Source organism: Neobacillus sp. CF12 (assembly GCF_030348765.1).
Lineage (GTDB): Bacteria > Bacillota > Bacilli > Bacillales > Cytobacillaceae > Neobacillus.
Genome location: NZ_JAUCEU010000007.1, coordinates 4,876,470 through 4,898,087, shown reverse-complemented (window position 1 = coordinate 4,898,087; position 21,618 = coordinate 4,876,470). Strand labels below are relative to the sequence as shown.

Here is a 21,618-nt window from a genome sequence, read left to right as displayed (position 1 = left end):
AATTATTCCTTTTTATCAATTGTTTTCCTAATAGTTGCCTTAATACTAATTATCTTTTTAGGTGCATAGGATAAAAGGGGTCTGTGACTTTAAGGAAAAAAGGGGGTGCATTGATGATTAAAAAAGCTGTCATTCCTGCCGCTGGGTTGGGGACTCGATTTTTGCCTGCAACGAAGGCGCAGCCGAAAGAAATGCTGCCAATTGTCGATAAACCGACGATTCAATATATTGTTGAAGAAGCGGTCCTCTCCGGAATTGAAGATATCATTATTGTTACAGGAAAAAATAAGCGGGCAATAGAAGACCATTTTGATAAATCTTTAGAACTAGAAATGCAATTAAAAACCAGTGGAAAAATAAAAATGCTAAAAGTAGTCCAAAAAATTTCTAGTCTAGCTGACATTCATTATGTCCGCCAGAAGGAACCTTTGGGACTGGGTCATGCCATTCTATGTGCAAAAAAGTTTATTGGCAATGAACCCTTTGCTGTCCTCCTTGGGGATGATGTTATTGATAGTGAATCCCCTGCATTAAGGCAAATGATAGAGAAATACAATGAGGTTCAGTCCACTATTCTTGGCTGTAAAGAGGTTCCGAAAGAAGATGTTGTCAAGTATGGGATTGTTGATTATTCATACCCCTATAAAGACTTGTATAAGGTTCAAAGCCTTATAGAAAAACCAGCCATTACCGAAGCACCCTCCACACATGCCATTGTTGGGAGATATATATTAACTCCCACTATTTTTGAGATGTTAGAAAAGGGGACACCTGATTCAAACGGGGAAATTCAATTAACAGAGGCCATCGATCGTCTGCTAGCTCGCGAGCCAATTTTCTCTTATCTGATAAAAGGAACACGCTATGATGTCGGTGATAAGTTTGGATTTTTACAGGCCTCTATCGAATTTGCATTTAAACGCCCAGATTTAAGGAATAAACTGAAACAATATTTACAGGAAACCTTGAATAAGGTAGAAAATGGCCCTAATAAAAAATGAACCTTCCAATTTAAGGGAGGTTCATTTTTTATTAATTTATTAGTGTTTTACCTGTATGTTCCGATAAACATTTAAAAGGAGATCAAGCTTTTGGCTGCATTGAACAACATTTGGGTTTGAATATCCATATTGTTGTGCTAAATCAATCATTTCAATTCTGGTCTTCTCAATATCAGATAACAAATAGTCCATGCTCATTTCCATAGCTTAACCCTCTTTTCATGTTTATAACATATTAATATTATTAACCTTAATTTATAAATTTTTACACTTTAATACAAGTAGTATAAAGAAAAATAATTGTAGGTTTCGTGAACATTATCCTAGTACAATGTTCTCATGCCGAAAATGGTTATTCAGTACTCAATATTGATTCTAGTTCTTTAACAAGGGTTTTCCCTGTTTCAATATACTGTTCAGGAAAACTTGCGTCCTTATCAACTGGTTCTGAAAACTGATTTAAAGTGCCTGCATCGCCAATATGGTCATCAAGCCCTATTTGATACTTATGAGACAATAGGAATGGACGCCCAAGCTCTACCGTACAGTTTCGTGCGTCTAACTGGCCATCTATTGCCGAAAATGGCAGCCTAAGAAACTGATAGCCCACTTCATCATTTATTTTGTAGTCAAAGGCACCGTGGTCATAATCCCAGTTACCTCCAATGGAATAACCGATTGGCTTTAATTTTTGTTCCAGCTTATACAAATCAAACTGCTTACCTTCTACACTTGATGGTATTTCAATCATGATCGAGCCCCCTTATCATCATTATTTATTAGTTTCTCCAAAAAAGTTAAAAAATAGAGTACTGATTTTCTCAGTACTCTACAAATTTTATTAGTTTGTGCTAATAATATTGGTCTGTTAATTTCCGCTCCATGCGCTATGCTTTCCGCTGGCTCGCCCGTGAGCCTCCTCGGTCGTTCCGGCCTGTGGGGTCTCACGGTGCTCGTTCATTCCGCAGGACATTGAATTTACTTCCTCGAATAATCACCGCACGAAGAAAATGCGATAGCATTTTCGAGGATCAAGCGCCTTCCGCTCCAATTAACAGAGTGGCAAAATCAGTATTTGCTTAAACATAGTCACTAATTAAAGTCTTTTTTCAAGTTCTGCTTTCTTTTCTTCGAAGCCTGGCTTGCCAAGTAATGCAAACATGTTTACTTTATAAGCTTCTACTCCTGGCTGGTCAAAAGGATTCACTCCTAGTAAGTATCCGCTCATTGCACAAGCCTTTTCAAAGAAGTAGACTAGGTAGCCGAACGTATATTCATCTTGCTCAGGAATGGATACGATTAGGTTTGGAACTCCACCATCTGTATGGGCAAGCATGGTTCCTTGGAATGCTTTATTGTTTACAAAGTCAACGGATTGACCAGCAAGATAATTTAATCCGTCTAAATCACTTTCGGCTTCTTCGATAATCAATTCATGGCGTGGTTTTTCTACTTTAATGACGGTTTCGAATAAATCACGGCGACCTTCTTGTACATACTGTCCAAGTGAATGGAGATCTGTTGAGAAGTTCGCAGAAGAAGGGTAAATACCTTTTTGGTCTTTTCCTTCACTTTCTCCAAATAACTGCTTCCACCATTCAGAAAAATATTGTAATCCTGGCTCATAATTGATCAGCATTTCAATGGTTTTCCCTTTATTATATAGCGCATTTCTAACAGCAGCATATTGGTAGGCAGGATTTTCTTCTAACTCAGAGTGGCCGAAGTCTTCTTGTGCTTTTGCTGCCCCCTCCATCATCTTATCGATGTCTGCACCGCTAACAGCGATAGGAAGTAAGCCGACTGCAGTTAATACAGAATAGCGTCCGCCAATATCATCTGCAATCACAAAAGATTCATAACCTTCTTCGTTAGCTAAGGTTTTCAAGGCACCTCTTGCTTTGTCTGTCGTTGCATAAATTCTCTTGCGTGCTTCTTCCACACCATATTTTTCTTCAAGGAGCTTACGGAAGATTCTAAAGGCAATGGCAGGTTCTGTTGTCGTTCCAGACTTTGAAATAACGTTTACTGAAAAGTCTTTCCCATCAAGGAGATCCATTACATCTCTCATATAGGTAGAACTGATATTGTTACCAACAAAAATAATTTGTGGTGTTTTCCGTTTTTCTTTTGGCAGTGAATTGTAGAAGCTATGCTGTAACATTTCAATTGCAGCTCTTGCCCCTAAATAGGAACCGCCTATCCCAATTACTAGAAGTACATCAGAATCTGATTTAATTTTTTCTGCAGATTGCTTAATACGTGAAAACTCTTCCTTGTCGTAATTTGTAGGAAGGTCTATCCATCCTAAAAAGTCGCTTCCAGCTCCTGTTTGCTCATGCAGGGAATGGTGTGCCACCTTTACGGCATCACGTAAATATGTAATTTCATGTTCTGCAAAGAAGGCTAACGCTTTTGAATAATCAAAACGTATGTGTGTCATGTATTGAATCCTCCATAATTTATTTATCATTAATCACTTTATCGAATGCTGGACAGATTATCAAGAATGGTCTCCCCTTGTAAGCGTACCCATTTTCGCCAAATTTTTTACACTTAGAAAAATTTTGTCGAAAAAAGAACGAGCATCGAAAAATGCCCGTTTGGTTTCTTTATAGTGACTCACGATAAATGGATATAACGTCTTCTCGATTTAATTTAGCAAAGTTACCGAATTCACCGTAAACCATTGCTCTGTCAGCCATTAACTCAATCTTGCTGTCATCAATATTATAATCAGCTAAATGTGCTGGTGCACCAATACTATTCCAATATTCACGTAACTTTTGAATGCCTTCAAGCCCAGCCTCTTCTGCACTTTTACCTTCAGGATCTACTCCAAATACACGTACCGCCAGCTGCTTAAAGCGCTCTGGCTTTACTTTCAGGTTATGTTTCATCCAGTGAGGAAATAAAATCGCAAGACCACCGCCATGCGGAATATCATATACGGCTGAAACGGCATGTTCTAGATTATGGGTCGCCCAATCACCACGGTAACCCATGTTTAAAATACCGTTTAAAGCCATGGTTCCGCTATAAAGAATCGTCGCACGGTGTTCATAACTTTCTAAATTCTCGAGCAGTTTAGGTGCTGTTTCCATCACTGTAATAAGTAAGGATTCACACATATGATCTTGGAATAATGTATTTTCCTCCAAATGAAAGTAGTGTTCTAATACATGGGACATCATATCGACAATTCCATAGATGGTCTGGTCTCTTGGAACAGAAAATGTATGTACAGGATCTAGGATTGAGAACTTTGGAAAAGTAAAAGGACTTCCCCATCCATATTTTTCATTCGTCTCCCAATTGGTAATAACAGACCCTGAATTCATTTCTGAACCGGTAGCGGCTAAGGTCAGGACCGTTCCAAATGGTAATGCCTCAGTTACCGCAGCTTTTCTAATTACTAAGTCCCAAGCATCACCATCGTATTTAGCACCCGCAGCAATCAATTTCGTACAATCGATGACACTTCCGCCCCCAACTGCTAATAGAAGGTCAATCCCTTCACTTTTACAAATTTCTACTCCTTTACGAGCAGTAGTAATTCGAGGATTTGGTTCAACTCCAGGTAATTCATACACTTGAGCATCAATTTCATTCAGTAAATTGATCACCTTGTCATAAAGACCGCTGCGCTTTATGCTGCCCCCACCATAAACAACTAACACCTTTTTTCCATAGAGAGGAACTTCCTTTTTTAATTGCTCCAGCTGGTCTTTACCAAAGATTAATTTGGTTGGATTCCAATAAGTAAAATTTTGCATGATATGCACCTTCCTTTCCACATCCAATTATTATTGATAAAAAAATATTTTGCAAAGGATACAGCAATGAATATTACCTTCTATTTATTAGCAACCTAATCCTGAACCACATAATTGATAGGAGGAATCTAGTTTGAGTACTATTCAAAGAATTGCTTTAATTCTTACCATCATTGGTGCCATCAATTGGGGATTAATTGGTTTTTTTGGATTTAATTTAGTTGAAGCCATTTTTGGAGATAATTCAGCATTATCAAGGATTATTTACGGTCTAGTTGGTATCGCTGGACTTATTAACTTGGGATTACTCTTCAAACCAAATGAACAGTATGTAAGAGAGCCAGAAACAGAAACAACGAGGTAACAAGAAAATCCTTGCAAACCTATTGCAAGGATTTTTTATATCCATCCCCTAAACTCTGAGGCCTCAACCATTTTTCTTACCCCGACCATATAAGCCGCAACACGCAAATTTACATTGCTGTTCTTTGAGATTTCATAGATTTGCTGAAAAGCAGACACCATTTTTCTACGTAATCTTGCTTTTACCTCGTTTTCATCCCAATAATAGCCTTGCTTATTCTGTACCCACTCAAAATAAGAGACAGTAACGCCGCCAGATCCCGCCAACACATCTGGAACAAGCAGTATGCCCCGTTCAGACAGAATTCTTGTTGCTTCTATCGTTGTAGGACCATTGGCAGCCTCCACAACAATCTTGGCCTTTATGCTATTAGCATTTTTAGCTGTAATTTGATTGGATGTCGCTGCAGGTACAAGAATATCACATTCTTGCTCAAGCAATTCTTCATTGGTGATCGTACCGTCAAATAGGGTAGTAAATGTGCCAAAACTGTCGCGACGATGCAGCAAATACTCTATATTAAGACCATCTGGGTCGTAAAGGGCACCATATACATCAGATATCCCAACAACAATAGCTCCTAATTCATGCATAAATTTTGCAATATAACTGCCTGCATTACCAAATCCTTGAACAATGATACGGGCTCCTTTAATGGTAAGCCCGCGTATTTTTGCAGCCTCTTCAATACAAATTGCTGCTCCTAGTGCCCCTGCTTCTTCCCTGCCTTCTGAGCCCCCGAGAATTAGTGGCTTTCCTGTAATAAAGCCAGGAGAGTCGAATTTACGAAGACGGCTATATTCATCCATCATCCAGGCCATAATTTGAGAATTTGTATACATATCCGGTGCCGGGATATCTTTGGTTGGACCGACAATTTGACTAATAGCACGAACATATCCGCGGCTTAAACGTTCAAGTTCACCAAATGAAAGTGTTCGGGGGTTACAAAGAATACCTCCCTTTCCACCTCCAAAGGGTAAGTCAGCAATTCCGCATTTCAAACTCATCCACATCGACAATGCTTTTACCTCATCCTCATGGATTTTAGGATGAAAACGAACACCACCAATTGTCGGACCAACCGAATCATTATGTTGAGCCCGATAGCCAGAAAAAACTTTAACAGAACCATCATCCATCCGAACCGGAATCCTGACATTCAGCATCCTTACAGGTTCCTTCAACAATTCAAATGCATTTTCCGGAAACCCAAGTCGTTTTAGTGCATCATGAATAACAATCTGTGTTGATGTAAGAAGATTTAAGTTTTCTTCCTCTTTATCATTTTCACCTACACGATTTGTTACATCATTCTTCCCCATTTTGGCACCTCTATCTTTTCATTTAGCCAAGCACTTTTTTAATGCGTTCAATAGCCCAATCTAACTCATCTTTACTAATAATCAGAGGAGGGGCAAAACGAATCACTGTATCATGTGTTTCCTTACATAAAAGCCCTTGTCCTTTTAATTCTTCACAATACTTACGTGCTGGCTCGGTCAATTCTACCCCGATAAACAACCCTCTACCTCTTATTTCCTTAATCTTAGGGTTTTGGATGTCCTTTAATTTGCTTACAAAATATTCCCCTAATTCCAATGATTTATCGGAAAGCTTTTCGTCAACAAGAACATCTAGTGCTGCGATTGATACCGCACATGCTAGTGGGTTTCCTCCAAAGGTTGAACCGTGAGATCCTGGATTGAACACACTTAAAATGTCTTTGTTTGCCACTACACATGAAATAGGGAATACACCTCCGCCCAGTGCTTTACCAAGGATATACATATCTGGTTCAAAACCTTCCCATTCACACGCAAACATTTTTCCTGTACGAGCTAACCCAGCTTGAATCTCATCCGCAATAAAGAGTATATTATTTTCTTTACATACATCATAGGCTGCTTTCATAAATCCTTCTGGGGGAATAACGATCCCAGCCTCGCCTTGAATAGGTTCGATTAAAAATGCAGCGGTATTAGTGGAGATTGCCGATTTTAAAGCGTCTAAATCTCCATAAGGGATAAGTTTTATCCCTGGGAGCATTGGTCCGAAACCTCTTTTATATTCAGCTTCCGATGATAAGGAAACTGCCGTCATCGTTCTGCCATGAAAGTTGCCCACACAAGCGATAATTTCGGCTTGGTCCTGTGCAACACCCTTTACATCATAAGACCAGCGGCGGGCTGCCTTAATGGCTGTTTCAACTGCCTCAGCACCGGTATTCATTGGCAGCGCCATTTCTTTATTGGTTAATTTACATATCTTCTCATACCACGGTCCTAATTGATCATTATGAAAGGCACGTGAGGTTAACGTCACCCTATCCGCTTGATCCTTTAATGCTTGTATGATTTTTGGATGACGATGGCCTTGGTTTACGGCAGAATAAGCACTTAACATATCCATATATTTATTGCCTTCGGGGTCTTCTACCCAAACTCCTTCAGCACGTGAAATCACAATTGGCAGCGGATGGTAATTATTAGCACCATATTTTTCCGTTTGTTCAATTAACCTTTTTGTTTCCAGTTCTGATGTCATTAATATATTTCACTCCATTTCAAAGGTGTGTTATGTATGTACATACATATTGTAGCCGAGTCACCAAAAAGAATGAACTATTATGGTGAAAATCTTTAGAATATAAATAAAAAACCTAGCTCCTGCTACATAGTAGCATGGTGCTAGGTTTTTAAATTTTACTTATTTCTTAATTAAATCTTCGCGTTGAGACTGGTCAATCCATTCTTGCAGCTTATCTTTTAACGTGTTAAAGCCTTGTTGGCCATCAACTTCTGGTACGATAGCAGCTGCTTGACGCTTGCGTGGTTTCTTTGGTTTAGCAACAGCCTGTTGAACAGGTGCTTCTTCTGTTGCACGGATAGATAAACCAATTTTACCTGCATTTTCGTCAATGGATAATACTTTTACCTTCACTTCATCTCCAACTTTAAGATGGTCGTTAATATCTTTTACATAGCCATGCGTGATTTCTGAAATATGCACAAGTCCTTGTGTATTTTCATCTAATGCTATGAACGCACCATATGGTTGAATTCCAGTTACTTTGCCCAATACAATACTTCCAGTTTCGATCTTTTCTGTCATGAAAACACTCCTAATAAATAATTATTTTATCTTCTATATACGCAATAAGAAATTATAGCACATTGTGAACATTTAATCAAAAAAGGTTTTTCTTTTAAAGTAAGTGGAAACGTTAACATAATGTTCAAATGGGATATTTCCTACAAAAAAGAAATTTATGTTAATATAAAAGTGAGATAATGTCTTTGTAGGAGAGGTGATCATTATGAATACTATTGGCCGTACAATTAAAAGTTATCGAGAACATTTAAAAATGACACGAGAGGAATTGGCACAAAAGATTAGAGTAGGAACACAGACCATCGAAAAATATGAATCTGGGGAGCAAATCCCAAGCACCCAAACTCTTCTGAAGTTGTCTACCGTCCTTGATATCCCTGCATCCGAACTATTATTAGATCAACAAGACCAACACATTTAAATTTTTAAAACAACAAGTATAAAGCAAATAAAAATAGGAAAACATTAACATATAAGCTTTCTAGTATTCCCCCCTTTTTTGAAGTGGACAAACAAATTGGTTTGTCCCTTTTTTTTTTGAAGGCTGTGTTAAAGGTAACTTTTGATTTTAGAACTAAGTTGATTTTTGCGGAAGGCACGAAGACTCCTCGAAAATGCTATCGCATTTTCTTCGTGCGTGGGCAGAATCGAGGAAGTAAATCAATGTCCTGCAGGAGGACGGGACAGGGGAGACCCCGCTTATCTCTTAGCGCCGAGGAGGCTTCCCGAACCGCCTGCGGAAAGCGAAGTGCCTCGGGACAGGCAGAAACCGCCTGTCCCTGCGATGACTATTCCAAGAAGCATTCCTTAGTGGAGCACAAATCAACGTTCAAGTTTAACACAGCCTTTTTGAAAAAAATAATGTGTGAAATTGGATTCTAATGGAGAAATTATTATCACCAACATATTGACAAAAGGTGGGTTGAATACGTGGAAGAGAAAGTTTATTATCGTAATCAGCTGGTTAATAATATTAATATTTACTATGAATTCTATCCCAATCCTAATGCACGTAAGACGCTGGTACTGCTTCATGGATTTCTTTCCTCCACTTTTAGCTTTCGACGGTTAATCCCTTACTTAAACAAAGAGTTTCAAGTCCTTTCCATTGATCTCCCTCCCTTTGGCAAGAGCGAGAAAAGCAATAATTTTATTTATTCCTATAGCAATCTTGCTCAAACCGTTATTGAGTTAGTGCAAACACTTGGCTTAAATGAAATCACCCTTATTGGACATTCTATGGGCGGACAAATCGTCCTTAATATCCTGCATCAACAGCCCGATATAGCTGATAAGGCGGTCCTGCTTTGCAGTTCATCTTATGCAAAACGTTCTAGACTACCTTTAATTATTGGGAGTTATATGCCCTACTTCCATTTATATGTAAAGTTTTATCTGGCTCGTTCAGGTATAATGAAAAATCTTCAGAATGTCGTTCATGACCATACATTAATAAGTGATGAAATGCTATTTGGTTATTTACAGCCTTTTTTAAAGGATGAAATATTTTTGGCATTAACGAGAATGATTCGCGATCATGAAGGTGATTTATCAGCTGGAGAACTAAGCCGCATTACTCATCCATGTTTATTAATTTGGGGCGAGTATGACAGAGTTGTCCCACTTTCAGTCGGGGAACGTTTAACAAAGGATTTGACTAGGTCAGAATTGGTTATTTTAAGGGATACGGGTCATTTAGTTCCCGAAGAACGTCCTGAAGATGTGTTTTTGCATATTAAACAATTCTTAGCATAAAAAAACGACAGCTCTTTGCTGTCGTTTTATATGTTACAGGAGTCGTTATCCTTTATTGCTAGTAACTCCCTCGCCACGTTTAAGCATTGGTCGATAGGAATCGTTTTCTCGAAGGAAAATTCATATATGCTTTGTATTCTAACCGCAAGTTCCTCTGGGTTGTCTAATTCATGGATGGCCTGGATCGTATCGGCTATTTCAGGGTCATAATTGCCATTCTTTAATTTGAATGGATCCCATTCATTTAATACGTCTACAAATTGCAGATTAGTTTTCATTTCACTTTCCATTTCATACTCTCCTATTTTAATACATATTCCGCAAGTACCGTCTGAAGTTCATAGATATTTAAGTTCTTGTTAAATTGCTTTTGTAGAGGAAGTGCATTCCCTGAGATCCAGATTTTTAATTCTGCATCCAAATCAAAGCTTCCTGCCGTCTCGATACTAAAATGGGTAATACTTTTATAGGGAATGGAATGATACTCAACCTTCTTACCTGTTAACCCTTGCTTATCCACAAGTATTAGCCGTTTATTTGTAAAAATAAATAAATCTCTAATCAATTTATAGGCTTTTTCAATTCTTTCATCTACAGCAAGGATTCTAGCAAATTCCCTTTGGGCTTCTGCTGGATTAACCTCTGCAGCATTTCCCATCATACCATCAAAAAATCCCATCAAACTCACCCTTTCAAAGCTTCTTTCTAAAATTATACTTTAGTTATGCGTATAATAAAAAACTTGATCGACGATTAACAACCATTACTACTGAATTGACTCCATTAAATGTTGCAGCATTTGTTCCCCTGATAGAAGCGCTTCTCCGCCTCCTTGTGCAAAAGAATCACTTCCTCCTCCTTTACCATTAATGATAATAAGTGCGTTTCCAATTAATTTTTTCATACTAACAGTCTCTTCCGACCCTCGCGCACATACTAGTTGTAACCTATTATCATTTTGAGAAACAAATAGAACAATCGTTGCTTCTTCTTCTGCTACGATATATCGTGCTAACTTCTGTAACTCCTGAACACTTCGATTATGAAAAGCTTCACCTACAATGTTTTTCTCCTTTTTACTTTTCCCTAATAAACTCTTTGCTTCCTGGAGGAGCAGTGCCTCAAGTGTTTCTTCTAATTCTTTTTCTTTCGTTTTAACATTCTCTAGAAGTCGAATGACAGCTTGCTGCATATCTATTTCAGGAGCATTGAGTAGTTTAGTTAGCTCTAATAACACCTTGTTTTTTTGGTTTAATTGTTTTATAACACGATTTCCACATACAAATTGTACACGAATTTTTTTCTTTTGCTTTTCCCAGTCTAGGATTTTAATTGCCTGTACTTCTCCGGTGGATTTAGGATGGGTTCCACCACATCCGTTATAGTCAAAGTCTGGAATAATAACGAGTCTAATATCCTCTTTTACTTTCGTCTCTTTACGCAAATCATAATTGGCTAGATCTTCTTCTGTTACCCACTTTGTTTCAATTGATCGATTTTCAATAATGATTCGGTTAGCCAGCTCTTGTACTTTTTCAACTTCAATTTCCAAAAGATTATCTGTATCTAAATCAATTGTTAGTAGTTCGCTTCCTAAATGAAAGCCTATTGTTTTGTATCCTAATAGTTGTTCAAAGGCAGCTGAGAGAATATGCTGTCCTGCGTGCTGCTGCATATGATCAAATCGCCTATCCCAATCGATAATACCAGATACCGTTGCGTTTTCATCATCTAATTCAGTGTCGAGGTAATGACGGACCTCCCCATCCACTTCTTCCACATTTAGGACTGCATGATTCTCAATAGTTCCAACATCATGCGGTTGTCCACCGCCTGTTGGGTAGAATGCCGTTTGATCCAACACAATAAAGTATCCAGCCTCATCCTTCCCTTTTGTAACAACTTTAGCAGTAAATGATCGTATATAAGCATCTTGATAATATAATTTCTTTTTCATATTTAATTCTCCTAGATTATTAATAAGAAAGCCTGTCCTTCAATTATGAAGAAACAGGCTTGTTACGTCTAATTATTTCTTTCCATCTTTGGATATTTCACCGCACGCAATCCTTTTTCCTGAATCTCCTTCAGGCTGAGTCATCCCATCATCTTTTTCTTCATGAATAACAAGGGTAGTTCCTTCTTTAGTAAAAAGTGATTTCTTATCTTCTTTCTTTAACGTTACATTCGCGGCCATTAGATCTGCTTTTACTGAACCGTCATCCTCTACAATTAGATTAGGTAGATCACCTGCATGTGACCCCTTCGGGTGCAATAGACCATGTTCTTTATCATCAGGGTTGAAATGATTACCCGTTGCTTTGAAATCAGGTTTCTGACATTTTCCTTTTTCATGAATATGAAGAGCATGCTCTCCTGGAGGAAGATTATTTAATTTCACATTTACTTTTACACCACTGGACACCTCTTGTAATGTGATGTTTCCTATGGAGTCTCCCTTATCATTTATCATTTTAACATCAAGTTTTGTTATATCCTGTTCCAAGCAACCGGCAAGAAGAAGTAGTGGAATAATCATCCAAACTCTTTTCACTCGTATCCCCCCAAAATAAACATTTTGTCATAGTATCAACTTAGGGTGAACACTTTATGTAAAAAAAAGAAACAGTCTACTGTTCACTGTTTCCTTGGGTATGCTGCCCGGACATTAATTTTTCTTCAAGTTCCTTGGCTTTTTTAGCTTCCCGTTTTGAAACGTTAATAATTAACCGCATCGTTAACAAGGCACCTATCAAAAAGATAATAAAAGTAATAGCAGCTGGGCCGTATTCCGATTTATCTTCGGGAAAGTATAAAAACAACGATAAAACAAATGGCTGGAACATTTTTTTCTCCCTTTCTTTAAAGGAATGTCACTAATGCTTAATTATAGCAACAAAAATTGTATCCTGCCATTATTTAAAACGCAAGGTTACTTTAATACTTTAATATCTTTGATCAACACATCTTCTTCAGGTTTATCCTTTGCGTCTACAGGGGTCTCAGCAATTTTATCAACAATATCCATTCCCTCAATTACTTGCCCGAATACCGTATGACGTTCGTCAAGCCACGGCGTACCGCCTCTTTCCTCATAAGCCTCAATAATTTCCTTGGCAAATCCAGCCTTTTCCATTTCAGTTTTCATTGATGGGTCAACTGTTTTCTTCTGGACAATAAAGAATTGACTGCCGTTCGTATTTGAACCTGAATTAGCCATAGACAATGCTCCGCGTAAATTAAAAAGGTTGTTAGAGAATTCATCCTCAAATGGCTGACCATAGATACTTTCTCCACCTGTTCCGTCTCCATTCGGATCTCCGCCCTGAATCATAAAGTCCTTGATGACCCTGTGAAAAATCAGTCCATCATAATATCCTTCTTCACCATGCGTAATAAAATTTTCTACCGCTTTTGGAGCATATTCAGGAAATAATTTTATTTTAATGCTTCCCATTGTTGTTTCTATTTCAACGAGTTTTTCGTTTTCTGAAACCTCATTTGAAAGTTGAGGATAAACTGTGTTTGCCACTTGATCGCTCCCTTCTTTTTCCTCGGTTTTTGGAGCAGTACTCTTAGGAGCTGCTTCCTCATTCTTACTGCTTGTCCCACATCCAGATAAGACAAGAACTCCAATAATTAGCACGAACAAAAATTGCAAAATCTTTCTCATTTATCATCCCTCCATTTAATTAATTTAACCGATATTTTTGTTTTTTGCATCTTGTTTTTTATATAATAAGATAAGAGTGTAGAGTGGAGGAGGGAACTTAATGTCAGAATTGCAAATCGGTGAAACTGTTACAGGAATTTATAAAACGGGAAAATATATTGGGGAAATAACCGAAGTTCGTCACCAGCATTATTTAGTCAGAGTTTTAGCGGTTGTCAAACATCCGATGCAAGGTGATTTACATAACCCAAAAGAGGCAGATGTGATGATCTTCCATGAAAGAAAAGCCCTATCCTTTAGGGAGCAAGCCAATATTCCAAAGCAGATGGTTAAGCCTTTCAAGGAAGATGTACCTAACTATCTTGAATCATTAAAACAAGCAGTTGATAAAATGAAAACTGAACTGACCGAAATTGCAACTCCTTGGGCAGATATGAGCTTAAAAAGTCTAGCTTCTCTAGAAAAAGATTATTTCAAATAAAATAATTAAGGCCAAATCAGATTGTATGATTTGGCCTTTTATGCGAATTCATTTAATAGTTTTGAAAAATCAATGCGGTCACCAATTGTAGTTGGTTTTGGTTTTTCTAAATAACGCTTATCCTTTTCAACTAGTCGGAATATATTGTAAGTAGTGAGTGCATCATCCAGTGCCCTGTGATGTCTGCCCGTTCCTTCTTTTCCATATTCCTGTACTGCCTTCCATAATCCAGTTTGATTTTGATCCCCAAAAAACCGCTTGTATTCCATTGATAAATCTAATTCTGTGGCTTTAAATGGAAATGCAACACCTGCTTCTAAACAATTATGCCGAAGAACCTTCATATCCATATTTCCCCAAGTGACGATGGTAGTTTCATACTGATTATTGAATTCCCCTAACTTTCGGATGAGTTCATAAAATGAAATTCCCTGGTCAACCTGCTGCTGTGAAATATGTAAGAATGATTTACAGCGTTCAGATAGAATCGGGAATTTTAGTGGTGTGACATAGGATGAGAATTGCTCTGTAATTTGGTCATCTACAACTGCTACGAGTCCAACTTCAATAATCTCCGCGAAAAAGTCTTTCATACGAACATTTCGTTCAGGCATTGTGAATTCAAAATCAATAAAGATAGTTTGTCTCTTTTCCTTCATTCTTTCACCACCTTGTTGAACGTTTTCTTACTACCATTATATAGAGAAACATGTACAAAGTATTGTACTAATTCTCTATATATCTTACATTATATCACGAAATTGACTTAAATTTTTTAAATATTTTCTCAATTACACCAAAAAAAGGATGGAAAATACTCCACCTTTCTTCTGGTTACTTTTTCAATTTAATAACAGCCATCGTACATCTTGAAATACAAATAAGACGGTCCTGTTCATCCGTAATTTTAATATCCCAAACCATTGTTGTTTTCCCTTGATGGAGGATTGTCCCAACTGCCGTTACCGTGCCTTCTGTAACAGAACGTACATGGTTAGCGTTTATTTCCAAACCAGCAGCGCCTTCTGTTTCTTTATCAACTAGTTCAAATGCACCTATGCTTGCAACTGTTTCAGCTAAAGCAACTGACGCACCACCATGTAACAAACCAAACGGTTGACGAGTGCGCTCATCAACAGGCATTGTCGCGATAACCTTCCCCGGCTCTAAATGCGTTATTTCAATACCAAGCGTTTCAATTAATGTGTTTTTTATCATTACAATCTCCCTTTCAGAGTCAATTTCACTTAATGTGAATATATTCTCTTTTAGGTATTAAATTTCCTTTTAATATGTATGAAAACAAGAAAAAACAGCCTCGAAAGCTGTTTTTTTACTCTTAATAATAAAAAGGTGCTCCGTATCCAGGGTAACCATATACTGGTGGGGCATAAACAGGATAGCCATAAAACGGACGAGGATACCCGTAAAATGGACGATTATAAATTAAAGCACTTCCTAATAATCCGCCAACTAAACCACCCAAAAATGGCAGCCCAAAGCCAATAAATCTTTGGTTGTGCCTAGGATACGAGTTTCGATAGTAATACATGCAGCTAAACCTCCTATTCGCTCTACTTGCCTACATTACTTCATATGCGAGTAAGGAAGAGATTGGTTGGGCAAATAGAATAGCGGTAGTGCCCGTTTAGCGTTTAATCCTTAATACCTCTTCTTGAAGACAAATCTAATAATCATCTGTTGAGATTTGTCCTTAATCACCCTTCTTAAAGACTAATCACCTCTCCTGCCTTTGAGATTTGTCCTTAATCACCCTTCTTAAAGACTAATCCTCTCTCCGGCCTTTGAGATTTGTCCTTCATACCCCTTGTTAAAGACTAATCCTCTCTCCGGCCTTTGAGATTTGTCCTTAATCTCCCTTCTTAAAGACTAATCCTCTCTCCGGCCCTCGAGATTTGTCCTTCATACCCCTTCTTAAAGACTAATCACCTTCTCCGACCTTTGAGATTTGTCCTTAATCCCCCTTGTTAAAGACCAATCCTCTCTCCGACCTTTGAGATTTGTCCTTAATCTCCCTTGTTAAAGACTAATCCTCTCTCCTGCCTTTGAGATTTGTCCTTAATCCCCCTTGTTAAAGACTAATCCTCTCTCCGACCTTTGAGATTTGTCCTTAATCTCCCTTCTTAAAGACTAATCCTCTCTCCGGCCTTTGAGATTTGTCCTTAATCTCCCTTCTAGAAAAGAAAAACACAGCAGAAGCACCTAGTAAAATCCCCAAGTACTCGCTGTGTTTATTTTTTATTCCTTTGCAAGAACAAAGGTAACATAACCACTATGATTTTTTAATTGGTTCAAAACGTTCCACAAATAGGGCAAGTGTACGGGTCATTACACCAGTTGCTCCTGCAGGACCAAGGTCGTGTTCTTTCGATGTTGTGGAAGTTCCAGCAATGTCTAAGTGGACCCAGGGGGTGCCCTCTGCAAATTCACCAATAAAGGCACCAGCTACGATAGCATGACCTTCACTCCCAGGGGAGTTATTTAAATCTGCCACCTTACTGTTTCTAACTCGTTCTTTATCTTTTTCGAACAATGGTAATTGCCAAATTGGCTCGCTCGCTTCCATTGATGCTTCTAAAACTTGTTCATATAATGTTTCATGATTGGTCATAGCCCCTGTGGTATGTAATCCAAGTGCAGTTATGACCCCGCCTGTTAACGTTGCCACATCCACCAAATATTCCGCTCCATGGTGTTTCGCATAAGTTACGGCATCCGCTAGAACAAGTCTGCCTTCTGCATCTGTATTTAACACTTCAATCGTTTTTCCGCTCATCGAGGTAATCACGTCATCTGGCTTAAAGGCATTGCCTGAAATCATATTATCCGTAGAAGGTATTACCGCTACAACATTTTGCTCAGGCTTTATCTCCCCAATGATTTCCATTGCACCTAGAACAGCCGCAGCTCCGCCCATGTCGGTTTTCATGCCAACAATGCCGGCTTTTGTTTTTATGGAATAGCCGCCCGTGTCAAAAGTGATTCCTTTTCCAACTAACCCAATTACATCCTGCCATTGTTCTTTTCCTTGATACTTAAGAACAATCATCTTTGGAGGTTCTGTAGACCCTTGGTTAACTGCAAGGAAAGCCCCCATTCCCAACTTTTCAATCTCTTCTTTATCGAGAATTTCAATTTCAAAGTTATATTTGGAAGCAAGTTGTTGAGCATAATCTGCCATATCCCTTGCTGTCAGCAGGTTGCCGGGAATATTTACAAGCGTTCGAGCAGAGTTCGTGCCGTTTCCAAAAGCAAGACCAACTGTTAAGGATGCTTGAATATCCTCTTCATCATTAATTTCACTGTAAACCGTCATTTTTTCTATCTTCTTCTCTGGCTCATTTGATTTTTGTTTATATCCATAGAATTGATAAGTAGATAGAGCGAATGATTCACTGACAGCATGAGCTGCCTCTAGTCCGTCTACCTGATCCGATGTAAAGGAATCTAGCAGAAGTGCAGTTTCTTGTAGCTTGCTTACTTTTAAAGCTTTAAATACCTTACCTAGAGCCTCGCTAAGTTTTTCGAAACTAAATTCCTTTTCCTTTCCAAGACCAACAAACCAAATTCTCTTTGCACCAACCTGACCAAGACTATGTACTTTGCTAATTTTTTTATATTTGGCTGAAATATCACCAATTTTAACAAGTTCCCGTAATTGACCTCCGAATTGTTCATCCAGTTTCTCTAAGTTACCGATAAACTTCTCAGGCTTATCAAAAAGACCAATAATTAATCCTTCATGATCTATTGAGAAGTCAATTTCCTTTTTGACTACAAACATGGTATTTCCACCTTTCGCGTAACAATACCTATTCATTATATCGAAAACATAAATATATTTCGACTTCCAAAGTATCTCTAGGATTCAACACATAAAAATAGCAGGCTCTATGCCTGCGTTATTTTCTCTCTGAACCCATATACTGCTGACGAAATACTTGCATGGACTTATCTTCATTTAGTGCTTGTAACTTCTCTTCAGTAAGTTTTCCATTACCTTGCTCAATGATATATACTTCGATTTCCTTTTTACCCCACTTGTTATAAACATCCTCAACTGTTTCATAATAAAGGTCGACTTTATTTCCTTTAATCGCCCCGCCTTTATCTGCTACAACCCCTAGACCATATCCTGGAATAAAGAGAATCGTTCCAATCGGAAACACGTTTAAGTCTGCTGCTACAGTAGAGTATAAATCTCGTTTAACTTTTACACCTGAATAAGTAATTCCATACTCAGGATGGTTTTCATTTTTACCAGTTGATTCAACACCTGCTGTATATCCTGTTGCAATTACAGTCTTTTTCGGGTATTTTGACCAGTCAAAAGCATCCTCTAAAGGTGGCGGCGTTACCGAGACGGGTTCGCTTGTAGCGGCTTGTGCCTCTAATTGTACCATTTGCTTAATAAACACTGTAGGATCTATACCTGTAATAGATTGAAGTGTCACTAATAAGGCCAGTAGGAAAAGAACAGTCATTACAAAACGCTTAGTCCAATTTTTGATTTTATTCATTAAAATATTTCACTCCTCCCAAAATATTCATTTCCCAACTAGGGGTGAATTATTCTAAAAAGGAGGAAAAACTATTTTCACACAGAAAAAAAGACCTTTTCACAAAGGAAAAAGTCTTAAAACATTTGATATCCATTTTTTCGTAATAGTTTAATTGTAATCCCGGCTGCAATTGCACCAGCTAACCCGCTGAGAAGGATGAGAATATCAGCCATTGCAAGTGAGCTTAGTTTTTGCCCTAACTCTAAGAACGCCGCCTTACTATTTGTAAGATATTCAACGAACTTAACTTTATCAACGATAAAAATCGCAATTATCGGATAGATGATAGCCATAATCCAAGACATTCTTAAAAGCATATTTAAAATAAAACCAATTCCAAAAAACAATACAAAAAATAACAAAATCGATATAATTAATACAACAATGCTCATTTGCATGGAAAGACCCCCTTTACACATCATTAATAAGTTTACTTAATGTCCATTTGGGAGTCAATCCTAACACACAAGTTTGTCGTTCCTTATACGTGGAAAAAGATTCAAAAAAATAGCTTCCCGAATTTTCTCGTGGAAGCAGCCTCTAGAAATTCATATTAATATTTTTCCTTTTTCTTTCCTGAACCCTCGCAGCAGGAACAGGTTTCTGAACCGCCAAGCAATAATTGAAAATATCCCGTACCTGAACAATACTCACATTTTTTAGTATCTAAGCTAGTTGTTTTCATTCAAATCATCTCCTTAAAATATTATTTAAATTTTCTGATAATATATCAAAAAATTCAGAGAATGAAAAGGACGAAATTCCCTCGAAAATAGGTGAGAAAACGGATACATCCTAAGTTTTCTTTCATTTCCTAGGCGTTGCTTAAATTTTCTAAAAATTAAAAAAATAGTTTATATGCGCTATACTTAAAGTGATCTCCTGGGTTTAGACCATCGTATCCAGGCTTGGTGACCATTTCCCTTTGATTAATTAAATAGTGCAGCAAAATAGAAGCATCTTTTTCTTGGAGAAGCACTTCAGGTGCGATAAACCTTGCTTCATATAGCTCATTTTCCTGATGTTTAATAACACATTCATCAAGTGGTTCAAGTAAAAAGACAAGCAAATTATCACTTATTTCTTCAGAAAGGACTCCTGTTCTTAGTCCAATCAATCCCGTAACTGTACAATCGATCCCAGTCTCTTCCCTTACCTCCCTAATAACGGCTTCATCAGCTGTTTCTCCCTCATCAACAAATCCCGCAGGAAGAGACCACTTTCCCTTTAAGCCACCATACCGCTTTTTGACAACCAGCCAATGCCCCTCAGAAGATTTAACTAAACCGCTAACCGCAAGCCATACCTTTCCCCGTTTCTCTCTATTACTCATAAGAACCCTCCTCGCCATATCTATTTAATATATAGTAACAAAAAAAAGGACAGTGTTCTCTGCCCTTTTGGAAAAATTTATAAGTTTTAAAATACGTTAAATTTACCTTTTTTCAACACTAGTCCAGCGCCGCCAATCATGAATAAAGAACGATTATCGACTACTTTTTTCATTAAGGATGCTTTAGTACCGGTTACTTTTTTGCCAAACACAACTCCAATGGCATCGTCATGACCAAGAGAACAAACTGTTCCTTTATTATCAAATGTAAAGGTTTCTAGGTCCGTTTTGTTACGGATTAGTGCAGCTACGTTACGAGCAACAACTTCACCCTGCTGCATAGCAATTTGTGCTGTTGGAGGATATGGACGATTGATTTCTTCATTGATCACAAGGGAGCTGTCACCAATGATAAACACATCATCAAAACCTGGTACGCGAAGGTCTGGCTGAACTTTCACACGACCTCGCATTGCTTCAAAGCCTGATTTTTCAATAATTGAATTTCCACGTACACCTGCAGCCCAAACCACTGTTTCAGCTTTTATTACACGTGGTTCTTCTTCACCTTTTGCAACGATGATTCCATCAGGAGTACATTCTTTAATCGCAGTTCCAATTAAAAATTCTACCCCTTTACGCTCTAATTGTGAGACTGCGTAGTTTACTAGTTCAGGATCGAAGCCTGGAAGAACAGTTGGTGCTGCCTCTACACAAAGAATTTTAACTTTGTTAAAATCTACATCGTATTCGTGACATAACTCAGGTACTCGGTTGGTCAATTCACCTAGGAATTCAATACCAGTAAAGCCTGCCCCGCCAACAACGATAACTAAACGATTATCATTCTTTTCTTCTTCCATATTATAAGTAGCAAATTGGTACTCAATATGCTCACGCAATTGACGTGAAGAATTGACATTTGTAATCCCAAACGCATACTCTTTCAGGCCCTTAATTCCAAATGTCTCAGGTTCGCCTCCAAGAGCAATTACGAGGTAATCATACTCCACTTCGCCCTTTTCTAAAATAACCTTTTTCTCGTCTTTATTAATTTCAACAACCGTATCTTGGACAAAGTCTACTTTACTTTTATCTATTACATCACGGATGTCATATCGTACACGGTCATGATGAAGTGTGCCTGCAGATGCCTCATGCAGCCATGTAGTTTCATAATGGTAGTCATTTTTATTAATTAAAACGATATCTGCTTCATTTACACCAACAAGCTTTTGCAACCTAACCGTTGTCATAAGCCCGCCATACCCTGCACCAACAATAACAATTTTTGGCTTTCTCAAAGTGATCACTTCCACCTTTTTTATTTTGAGTAATATACTTGTTCTTATTTTCCTCAGATATTAACTATTTTATTTTGTTTAAAGGAAAAAAGTATGTGATATAATTCACGTATAACGACACAAAATATTCCTTTTTTAGTCACAAATATTTAACATCTATCCTCCATACATATTATGCTAAACTCTTCACATTTACAAGTAGTTTATATGATTATTTTTTTAAAAAAAGGCATC

Annotated in this window: 26 protein-coding genes and 1 pseudogene; 5 read left to right on the top strand and 22 right to left on the bottom strand. The window is 37.9% G+C overall.

All coding sequences use genetic code 11. The features are described 5' to 3' along the window. Nucleotides 1-113 precede the first annotated feature (113 nt). Nucleotides 114-1,001, top strand: coding sequence for a UTP--glucose-1-phosphate uridylyltransferase GalU (gene galU / locus QUG14_RS23330; protein ID WP_289342836.1), 888 nt, complete (start codon nucleotides 114-116; stop codon nucleotides 999-1,001). 39 nt (nucleotides 1,002-1,040) lie between these two features. Here the strand turns inward: galU and QUG14_RS23325 are convergent, their stop codons facing one another. From QUG14_RS23325 to QUG14_RS23310, 4 genes are all read right to left on the bottom strand, one after another. Further along, a complete protein-coding gene (locus QUG14_RS23325; protein ID WP_289342835.1) occupies nucleotides 1,041-1,205 on the bottom strand; it encodes an aspartyl-phosphate phosphatase Spo0E family protein in 165 nt (54 codons plus the stop codon). A gap of 148 nt (nucleotides 1,206-1,353) precedes the next feature. Further along, the gene (locus tag QUG14_RS23320; protein WP_289342834.1) at nucleotides 1,354-1,752 is read right to left on the bottom strand and encodes a YugN-like family protein; all 399 of its coding nucleotides are present in this window, start codon (nucleotides 1,750-1,752) and stop codon (nucleotides 1,354-1,356) included. A 345-nt stretch (nucleotides 1,753-2,097) separates the two neighbouring features. Next, nucleotides 2,098-3,444 carry a glucose-6-phosphate isomerase gene (locus QUG14_RS23315; protein ID WP_289342833.1) on the bottom strand — a complete coding sequence of 449 codons (1,347 nt, stop codon included), beginning with the start codon at nucleotides 3,442-3,444 and terminating at the stop codon, nucleotides 2,098-2,100. A gap of 169 nt (nucleotides 3,445-3,613) precedes the next feature. Continuing rightward, a complete protein-coding gene (locus tag QUG14_RS23310) occupies nucleotides 3,614-4,777 on the bottom strand; it encodes an iron-containing alcohol dehydrogenase (RefSeq protein WP_289342832.1) in 1,164 nt (387 codons plus the stop codon). Between the two features lie 133 nt (nucleotides 4,778-4,910). On the opposite strand from QUG14_RS23310, the gene QUG14_RS23305 reads away from it, so the two are divergent. Then, a complete protein-coding gene (locus tag QUG14_RS23305) occupies nucleotides 4,911-5,141 on the top strand; it encodes a DUF378 domain-containing protein (RefSeq protein WP_289342831.1) in 231 nt (76 codons plus the stop codon). Nucleotides 5,142-5,176: 35 nt separating this feature from the next. Here the strand turns inward: QUG14_RS23305 and QUG14_RS23300 are convergent, their stop codons facing one another. The 3 genes from QUG14_RS23300 to yugI form a co-directional block, all read right to left on the bottom strand. Next, the gene (locus tag QUG14_RS23300) at nucleotides 5,177-6,466 is read right to left on the bottom strand and encodes a Glu/Leu/Phe/Val family dehydrogenase (protein WP_289342830.1); all 1,290 of its coding nucleotides are present in this window, start codon (nucleotides 6,464-6,466) and stop codon (nucleotides 5,177-5,179) included. A 22-nt stretch (nucleotides 6,467-6,488) separates the two neighbouring features. Further along, nucleotides 6,489-7,688, bottom strand: coding sequence for an ornithine--oxo-acid transaminase (locus QUG14_RS23295; RefSeq protein ID WP_289342829.1), 1,200 nt, complete (start codon nucleotides 7,686-7,688; stop codon nucleotides 6,489-6,491). Between the two features lie 162 nt (nucleotides 7,689-7,850). Then, nucleotides 7,851-8,255, bottom strand: coding sequence for a S1 domain-containing post-transcriptional regulator GSP13 (yugI, locus tag QUG14_RS23290; RefSeq protein WP_289342828.1), 405 nt, complete (start codon nucleotides 8,253-8,255; stop codon nucleotides 7,851-7,853). 205 nt (nucleotides 8,256-8,460) lie between these two features. On the opposite strand from yugI, the pseudogene QUG14_RS23285 reads away from it, so the two are divergent. Both QUG14_RS23285 and QUG14_RS23280 read left to right on the top strand, forming a co-directional pair. Beyond that, a pseudogene (locus QUG14_RS23285) lies at nucleotides 8,461-8,649 on the top strand (helix-turn-helix domain-containing protein); the annotation flags it as partial. 536 nt (nucleotides 8,650-9,185) lie between these two features. Beyond that, a complete protein-coding gene (locus tag QUG14_RS23280) occupies nucleotides 9,186-10,010 on the top strand; it encodes an alpha/beta fold hydrolase (protein ID WP_289342826.1) in 825 nt (274 codons plus the stop codon). A gap of 26 nt (nucleotides 10,011-10,036) precedes the next feature. Here the strand turns inward: QUG14_RS23280 and QUG14_RS23275 are convergent, their stop codons facing one another. The 6 genes from QUG14_RS23275 to QUG14_RS23250 form a co-directional block, all read right to left on the bottom strand. Continuing rightward, nucleotides 10,037-10,300 carry a DUF1871 family protein gene (locus QUG14_RS23275; RefSeq protein WP_289342825.1) on the bottom strand — a complete coding sequence of 88 codons (264 nt, stop codon included), beginning with the start codon at nucleotides 10,298-10,300 and terminating at the stop codon, nucleotides 10,037-10,039. An 11-nt stretch (nucleotides 10,301-10,311) separates the two neighbouring features. Further along, nucleotides 10,312-10,689 (bottom strand): PH domain-containing protein, encoded by a 378-nt coding sequence (locus tag QUG14_RS23270; protein ID WP_289342824.1) that lies wholly within the window; start codon nucleotides 10,687-10,689, stop codon nucleotides 10,312-10,314. Between the two features lie 87 nt (nucleotides 10,690-10,776). Continuing rightward, on the bottom strand, nucleotides 10,777-11,967 hold the full coding sequence (locus QUG14_RS23265) for an alanyl-tRNA editing protein (protein ID WP_289342823.1): 1,191 nt from the start codon (nucleotides 11,965-11,967) through the stop codon (nucleotides 10,777-10,779). A 72-nt stretch (nucleotides 11,968-12,039) separates the two neighbouring features. Next, complete coding sequence (locus QUG14_RS23260) at nucleotides 12,040-12,564, bottom strand: superoxide dismutase family protein (RefSeq protein WP_289342822.1); 525 nt, start codon at nucleotides 12,562-12,564, stop codon at nucleotides 12,040-12,042. 76 nt (nucleotides 12,565-12,640) lie between these two features. Continuing rightward, nucleotides 12,641-12,856: a hypothetical protein gene (locus tag QUG14_RS23255; RefSeq protein WP_289342821.1), complete on the bottom strand. Its 216-nt coding sequence runs from the start codon at nucleotides 12,854-12,856 to the stop codon at nucleotides 12,641-12,643. Between the two features lie 86 nt (nucleotides 12,857-12,942). Then, nucleotides 12,943-13,683 (bottom strand): peptidylprolyl isomerase, encoded by a 741-nt coding sequence (locus tag QUG14_RS23250; RefSeq protein ID WP_289342820.1) that lies wholly within the window; start codon nucleotides 13,681-13,683, stop codon nucleotides 12,943-12,945. A 100-nt stretch (nucleotides 13,684-13,783) separates the two neighbouring features. Here QUG14_RS23250 and kapB point away from each other — a divergent pair, with 100 nt between their 5' ends. Continuing rightward, nucleotides 13,784-14,164 (top strand): kinase-associated lipoprotein KapB, encoded by a 381-nt coding sequence (gene kapB / locus QUG14_RS23245; protein ID WP_289342819.1) that lies wholly within the window; start codon nucleotides 13,784-13,786, stop codon nucleotides 14,162-14,164. Between the two features lie 38 nt (nucleotides 14,165-14,202). Here kapB and kapD read toward each other — a convergent pair whose 3' ends face one another. The 9 genes from kapD to QUG14_RS23200 all read right to left on the bottom strand — a co-directional run bounded on the left by kapD (nucleotide 14,203) and on the right by QUG14_RS23200 (nucleotide 21,384). Next, nucleotides 14,203-14,823: a 3'-5' exonuclease KapD gene (gene kapD / locus QUG14_RS23240; protein ID WP_289342818.1), complete on the bottom strand. Its 621-nt coding sequence runs from the start codon at nucleotides 14,821-14,823 to the stop codon at nucleotides 14,203-14,205. Between the two features lie 175 nt (nucleotides 14,824-14,998). Beyond that, nucleotides 14,999-15,382 carry a hotdog fold thioesterase gene (locus QUG14_RS23235; protein WP_289342817.1) on the bottom strand — a complete coding sequence of 128 codons (384 nt, stop codon included), beginning with the start codon at nucleotides 15,380-15,382 and terminating at the stop codon, nucleotides 14,999-15,001. 121 nt (nucleotides 15,383-15,503) lie between these two features. Then, a complete protein-coding gene (locus tag QUG14_RS23230) occupies nucleotides 15,504-15,716 on the bottom strand; it encodes a hypothetical protein (protein WP_289342816.1) in 213 nt (70 codons plus the stop codon). A 741-nt stretch (nucleotides 15,717-16,457) separates the two neighbouring features. Continuing rightward, nucleotides 16,458-17,969, bottom strand: a complete 1,512-nt coding sequence (locus QUG14_RS23225) for a leucyl aminopeptidase (RefSeq protein WP_289342815.1) — start codon at nucleotides 17,967-17,969, stop codon at nucleotides 16,458-16,460. A 118-nt stretch (nucleotides 17,970-18,087) separates the two neighbouring features. After that, nucleotides 18,088-18,705, bottom strand: coding sequence for a 3D domain-containing protein (locus tag QUG14_RS23220; RefSeq protein WP_289342814.1), 618 nt, complete (start codon nucleotides 18,703-18,705; stop codon nucleotides 18,088-18,090). A gap of 116 nt (nucleotides 18,706-18,821) precedes the next feature. Beyond that, the gene (locus QUG14_RS23215) at nucleotides 18,822-19,145 is read right to left on the bottom strand and encodes a YuiB family protein (RefSeq protein WP_289342813.1); all 324 of its coding nucleotides are present in this window, start codon (nucleotides 19,143-19,145) and stop codon (nucleotides 18,822-18,824) included. A gap of 155 nt (nucleotides 19,146-19,300) precedes the next feature. Beyond that, nucleotides 19,301-19,432 carry a YuiA family protein gene (locus QUG14_RS23210; protein ID WP_289342812.1) on the bottom strand — a complete coding sequence of 44 codons (132 nt, stop codon included), beginning with the start codon at nucleotides 19,430-19,432 and terminating at the stop codon, nucleotides 19,301-19,303. Nucleotides 19,433-19,588: 156 nt separating this feature from the next. Next, entirely contained in the window at nucleotides 19,589-20,080 is a 492-nt protein-coding gene (locus QUG14_RS23205) for an NUDIX domain-containing protein (RefSeq protein ID WP_289342811.1), read from the bottom strand. A gap of 86 nt (nucleotides 20,081-20,166) precedes the next feature. Then, nucleotides 20,167-21,384, bottom strand: a complete 1,218-nt coding sequence (locus QUG14_RS23200; RefSeq protein ID WP_289342810.1) for an NAD(P)/FAD-dependent oxidoreductase — start codon at nucleotides 21,382-21,384, stop codon at nucleotides 20,167-20,169. Nucleotides 21,385-21,618 lie beyond the last annotated feature (234 nt).

Bases quoted from the DNA above. Each gene is read 5' to 3' on its own strand.
- kapD (WP_289342818.1), bottom strand. From the start codon at position 14,823: ATGAAGGAAAAGAGACAAACTATCTTTATTGATTTTGAATTCACAATG.
- galU (WP_289342836.1), top strand. From the start codon at position 114: ATGATTAAAAAAGCTGTCATTCCTGCCGCTGGGTTGGGGACTCGATTT.
- QUG14_RS23310 (WP_289342832.1), bottom strand. From the start codon at position 4,777: ATGCAAAATTTTACTTATTGGAATCCAACCAAATTAATCTTTGGTAAA.
- QUG14_RS23205 (WP_289342811.1), bottom strand. From the start codon at position 20,080: ATGAGTAATAGAGAGAAACGGGGAAAGGTATGGCTTGCGGTTAGCGGT.
- QUG14_RS23225 (WP_289342815.1), bottom strand. From the start codon at position 17,969: ATGTTTGTAGTCAAAAAGGAAATTGACTTCTCAATAGATCATGAAGGA.
- QUG14_RS23295 (WP_289342829.1), bottom strand. From the start codon at position 7,688: ATGACATCAGAACTGGAAACAAAAAGGTTAATTGAACAAACGGAAAAA.
- QUG14_RS23215 (WP_289342813.1), bottom strand. From the start codon at position 19,145: ATGCAAATGAGCATTGTTGTATTAATTATATCGATTTTGTTATTTTTT.
- QUG14_RS23255 (WP_289342821.1), bottom strand. From the start codon at position 12,856: ATGTTCCAGCCATTTGTTTTATCGTTGTTTTTATACTTTCCCGAAGAT.
- kapB (WP_289342819.1), top strand. From the start codon at position 13,784: ATGTCAGAATTGCAAATCGGTGAAACTGTTACAGGAATTTATAAAACG.
- QUG14_RS23220 (WP_289342814.1), bottom strand. From the start codon at position 18,705: ATGAATAAAATCAAAAATTGGACTAAGCGTTTTGTAATGACTGTTCTT.
- QUG14_RS23230 (WP_289342816.1), bottom strand. From the start codon at position 15,716: ATGTATTACTATCGAAACTCGTATCCTAGGCACAACCAAAGATTTATT.
- QUG14_RS23315 (WP_289342833.1), bottom strand. From the start codon at position 3,444: ATGACACACATACGTTTTGATTATTCAAAAGCGTTAGCCTTCTTTGCA.
- QUG14_RS23300 (WP_289342830.1), bottom strand. From the start codon at position 6,466: ATGGGGAAGAATGATGTAACAAATCGTGTAGGTGAAAATGATAAAGAG.
- QUG14_RS23265 (WP_289342823.1), bottom strand. From the start codon at position 11,967: ATGAAAAAGAAATTATATTATCAAGATGCTTATATACGATCATTTACT.
- QUG14_RS23275 (WP_289342825.1), bottom strand. From the start codon at position 10,300: ATGGAAAGTGAAATGAAAACTAATCTGCAATTTGTAGACGTATTAAAT.
- yugI (WP_289342828.1), bottom strand. From the start codon at position 8,255: ATGACAGAAAAGATCGAAACTGGAAGTATTGTATTGGGCAAAGTAACT.
- QUG14_RS23325 (WP_289342835.1), bottom strand. From the start codon at position 1,205: ATGGAAATGAGCATGGACTATTTGTTATCTGATATTGAGAAGACCAGA.
- QUG14_RS23235 (WP_289342817.1), bottom strand. From the start codon at position 15,382: ATGATAAAAAACACATTAATTGAAACGCTTGGTATTGAAATAACGCAT.
- QUG14_RS23250 (WP_289342820.1), bottom strand. From the start codon at position 13,683: ATGAGAAAGATTTTGCAATTTTTGTTCGTGCTAATTATTGGAGTTCTT.
- QUG14_RS23210 (WP_289342812.1), bottom strand. From the start codon at position 19,432: ATGAAAACAACTAGCTTAGATACTAAAAAATGTGAGTATTGTTCAGGT.
- QUG14_RS23270 (WP_289342824.1), bottom strand. From the start codon at position 10,689: ATGGGATTTTTTGATGGTATGATGGGAAATGCTGCAGAGGTTAATCCA.
- QUG14_RS23320 (WP_289342834.1), bottom strand. From the start codon at position 1,752: ATGATTGAAATACCATCAAGTGTAGAAGGTAAGCAGTTTGATTTGTAT.